The sequence below is a fragment of the Campylobacter sp. 2457A genome, assembly GCF_020135895.1.
Lineage (GTDB): Bacteria > Campylobacterota > Campylobacteria > Campylobacterales > Campylobacteraceae > Campylobacter_D > Campylobacter_D taeniopygiae.
This window is the reverse complement of record NZ_JACHTO010000127.1, coordinates 1-239: the sequence shown is the minus strand read 5'-3', so window position 1 is coordinate 239 and position 239 is coordinate 1. Positions and strand designations below refer to the sequence as shown.

At 30.5% G+C, this 239-nt stretch carries 1 protein-coding gene; it reads right to left on the bottom strand.

What is annotated here, in order from left to right; all coding sequences use genetic code 11:
• Positions 1-239: DUF2920 family protein (locus H2280_RS08625; RefSeq protein WP_337216275.1), on the bottom strand; the 239-nt coding region annotated here is incomplete at both ends.

Below are 239 nucleotides of genomic sequence, written 5' to 3'. Positions count from 1 at the left end.
TTGCTCTTATTATATAATTTTCATCTTTAAAATAATAAGGAGAATTAGGATCTTTTCTTGTCCAATGGGTTCTAGTGCTACATCCTACAATTGTATTTGGATCATTAAAAGTATACTCAAATTTTAATAATTCTTTTCCAAATAAATATTCAAGTCCAGGCAAAGTTCCTCCTGAGTTATCAATCACTCCATCCACATACCAAGGAGCAATTTTGGCTATAAGCAAAGATAAGTTTGCT